A 3,583-nucleotide genomic window follows, 5' to 3' on the forward strand; every position below is an offset into this window, starting at 1 on the left:
ATCGAGCCCACGCCGCCGGCCGCGCCGATCACGAGCAGCACGCCGTCGCCGTCGCGCGATACCTGCAGGCGGTCGAACAGCAATTCCCAGGCCGTGATCGCGGTCAGCGGCAGCGCCGCGGCCTGGGCGAACGCGAGCGTCGCGGGCAGGCGTCCGACGATGCGTTCGTCGACGAGCTGGCGTTCCGCGTTGGAGCCGGCGCGCGCGATCGATCCGGCGTACCAGACCCGGTCGCCCGGCTTGAACAGCGAGACCGCGCTGCCGACCGCGCGGACCGTGCCGGCCGCGTCGAAGCCGAGCACGCGCGGGCCGTCGGCCGGCGGCGCGTGCCGGCGCAGCTTCGTGTCGACGGGATTCACCGACACCGCCCGCACGTCGACGAGCAGGTCGTGCGGACCCGGCTCGGGTTCGGGCAGCTCGATGTCGACGAGCGCGTCGTCGCTGTCGATCGGGAGATTGGCGCGGTAGGCGATGGCTTTCATGGCGGTGCGCTGTCCTCGGGTGACGGGTTACCGCGCATCCTGCGCGATTGACGATTGCCGAAAAACACGGCAGAAACCGAATCAGTTTCAACCATTGCTTGAAAATCGGGGCGCAGTCATGAAAGCGCTGGGCGAACTGGAGCTCTTCGTGCGGGCCGCCGACGGCGGCAGTTTCTCGGCCGCGGCGCGCAGCCTCGAACTGAGTCCGGCCGCCGCGAGCGCGGCGATCAAGCGGCTCGAGGCCGAACTGCAGACGCGGCTGTTCGTGCGCTCCACGCGCAGCCTGCGCCTGACGCCGGACGGCGAGCGCTTTCTCGCGCACTGCCGCGTCGCGCTGCAGGCCCTGAGCGAAGGAGAGCAGGCGCTGCGTGGCGACGCGCAGGCACTGCGCGGCAGCCTGCAGCTGTCGCTGCCGTCGGATCTCGGCCGCGGGCTCGTGCTCGGCTGGCTCGACGAATTCCTGCTGCAGCACCCCGCGCTGCGGCTGCGCGTGCAGGTCACCGACCGGCTCGCCGACGTCTATCGCCAGCCGGTCGACGTCGCGCTGCGCTATGGCGCGCCCGCGGATTCGGCGCTGGTCGCGCTGCCGCTCGTGCCGCAGAACCGGCGCGTCGCGGTCGCGTCGCCCGGCTATCTCGCGCAGCACGGCCGTCCGGCCCATCCGCAGGAACTGCGCGATCACAATTGCCTGCGCTTCCTGCTGAGCGACGACGTGCACGCGCGCTGGCGCTTCCATGGCGCGGCAGGCGACACGGTCGTCGCGGTCGACGGCGACCGCACGAGCGACGACGGCGATGCGGTGCGCCGCTGGGCCATTGCCGGCCGCGGCATCGCCTACAAGTCGTGGCTCGATGTCGGCGGCGACGTCGCCGCCGGACGATTGGACGTGCTGTTGCCGGATTGGCGTGGCGAGGCGGCGCCGCTGCACCTGGTCTGCGCCGACCGGCGGCTGCTGAGCCCGGCCGTCCGCGCGCTGCGCGACCTGCTGGCCGCGCGCTTCGCCGCGCTGCCGCTGCCGCCCGCTCAGCCGTCCGTCGCGCAGTCGCGCACGGCGCGCGCACGATCGCCGTAGCGCTGCGTGCGTTCGAGATAGACCCGGCCGGCTTCCGCACGCGCGCCCGGCGACAGCGCGCCGTCGAGCTGCTGCAGTGCGCGCAGATCGGCGGCGAGCACGGCGTCCTGCGCGCGCGGCGCGTCGACATAGCAGCCGTGTGCGTTGAGCCAGACGCGCCACGCGCGCCAGGCCCAGGCCTGGGCCGGCGCGGCCGATGCGAGCTGCGCGTCGATCGCGGCGTCGGCGCCGAGTTCCGCCGCGCGCTGCTGCCACTGCGGCGCGAGATCCGGCTGCGGCGGCAGCCGGCCGTAGCCCTGGCTCAGCACCGATGCCACGAACTCGACCTGCGTGTCGTCGCGTTCGGCGAGCTGCAGCAGCAGCTGCAGGCCCAGCCGGTCGCCGGCCTCGTTGTCGTCATTGAGCAGCTGCAGCGCGAGCGCGCGGCCGACGCGGCTCTGCGACTGGCTCTCCCAGAGCGCGCGCAGTTCGCGGCGCAGGCGTTCGAGCAGGCTGGGCGTCGGCGGATCGAGCTGCTGCCGCGTGCGCAGTTTCTCGAACGCATCGGCATCGGCGCGCGCGGCGTAGTCGCGGCGCGCCGCGGCCAGGTCGTCGCGCGCCGCGCGCCAGGCTGCGCAGCGCCGATGCCGTTCGGCCAGTCGCTGCACGCGCGCTTCGAATTCGGAGCGGACCAAAGCCTGCATGCTCGCATCGAGGCCGTGCACGAGCGCTTCGTCGAACACGGTCGCCGGCGGCGGCGCGCCGCCGAGTTCGTCGCAGTCGTCGTGCAGCTCGGCTGCCGCGCCGGCCGCGCCGCCGTCGCCGGCGCGCAAACGCTGCGCGAGTGCCGCGGGCCATTGCGCGGACGTTGCGGTCTGCGCTGCGAGCGGCCCAAGGCGGCGCCGGTCCTGCGCCTGCGCGGCTGCGGCCTGATTGCGTTGCATCTGCTGCGGCGAGAACGCGCGGCGCGGATCGTCGATCGCGGCGTCCGCGTCGAGCGGTGTTGCGTCGTTGTCGCGACCAGGCTGGATCTGCGGCGTCGCCGGTGTTGCCGCCGGCGCCGGCTCCGGCGGAGCCGACGCGCCGTGGCGCGTCGGCGGTTCGAAGCGCGGCGCCGGCGCCTGCATCGCATAGGCGGCCACCACCGCATGCAGCGCAATCACGAAAAGCAAAACCGGAAAATTGATACGGGATTCGGGGACTTCGCGCATCGGAGCGGCGGCGGCTGGGTTGGCCGAAGCGTAGCGCAAGCGTGCGCGGGCGCGCAGTCGCAGTGCGTGCGGTGCCGCCGGGCGCCGCCGCGGTGCGGCGATCGCCGACGAGTCGGCTACACTGGCGTTCGCCCGCCCTGCAGGTTGCCCGCGTGGAAGTCGAACGTCCGCCGCGCCGAGATCGTCTGAGTACACGCCTGACGCGCATCGTGCTGCTGAGCACCCTGCTGATCGGCGGTGCGCTTTCGCTGCTGCAGGTGCTCGCCGACGCGCGCAGCAACAGCGACGAACTCGACCGCGCCGGCCATCTCGCGCTGACCACGCTCAAGCGCGCCGCAACGGAGTCGGTCTACGAGATCGACAGCGAACTCGCCGGCCAGGTGCTCGAAGGTCTCGCTGCCTACCCCGGCGTCTATCGCGCCGAGATCCGCATGCTGCCGGCGACCGTGCTCGCGCAGCGCCAGGGCGAACTCGCGCGCAGTCCGTGGCGCGGCATCAGCGACCGGCTGTTCGGCGCGCAGCGCGACTATCGCGAAGTGCTGATCGATCCGCGCAACGGGGCCGTGCTCGGCGAACTCAGCGTCGGCATCGACACCTACGTGCGCGGGCGCAATTTCCTGTCGCGCACCGGGCTCGTGTTCGGCGTCGGCCTGGCCTGGGCCGTGCTGCTCGGCCTCGTGCTGCTCGCGGTCGTCAATCGCGTGCTGACCCGGCCGATCGAACACCTCGTCGACGAACTGGCCGACAGCGACGCGCTGTCGCCGGAAACCGCGTCGGTCAAGGTGCCCGAGAACCACGAGCACGATGAACTCGGCCGGCTCGCGCGCGCCGTCAACACC

3 protein-coding genes and 1 pseudogene are annotated in these 3,583 nt (G+C 72.9%); 2 read left to right on the plus strand and 2 right to left on the minus strand.

The features are described 5' to 3' along the window. Nucleotides 1–482: alcohol dehydrogenase catalytic domain-containing protein (locus VLF18_RS00505; protein WP_325277652.1), on the minus strand; the 482-nt coding region annotated here is incomplete at its 3' end. Between the two features lie 118 nt (nt 483–600). Between VLF18_RS00505 and VLF18_RS00510 the strand changes: the two genes are divergently transcribed. Then, on the plus strand, nt 601–1,554 hold the full coding sequence (locus VLF18_RS00510; protein WP_325277653.1) for a LysR family transcriptional regulator: 954 nt from the start codon (nt 601–603) through the stop codon (nt 1,552–1,554). On the opposite strand, the gene VLF18_RS00515 is transcribed toward VLF18_RS00510, so the two are convergent. Continuing rightward, nucleotides 1,506–2,696 carry a hypothetical protein gene (locus tag VLF18_RS00515; RefSeq protein ID WP_325277654.1) on the minus strand — a complete coding sequence of 397 codons (1,191 nt, stop codon included), beginning with the start codon at nt 2,694–2,696 and terminating at the stop codon, nt 1,506–1,508. The two genes, VLF18_RS00510 and VLF18_RS00515, sit on opposite strands and share 49 nt — an antisense overlap. A gap of 200 nt (nt 2,697–2,896) precedes the next feature. On the opposite strand from VLF18_RS00515, the pseudogene VLF18_RS00520 reads away from it, so the two are divergent. After that, nucleotides 2,897–3,583, plus strand: a pseudogene (locus VLF18_RS00520) (hypothetical protein); the annotation flags it as partial.

Origin of the sequence: Tahibacter sp. (genome assembly GCF_035481375.1) — a bacterium.
Taxonomy (GTDB): domain Bacteria; phylum Pseudomonadota; class Gammaproteobacteria; order Xanthomonadales; family Rhodanobacteraceae; genus Tahibacter.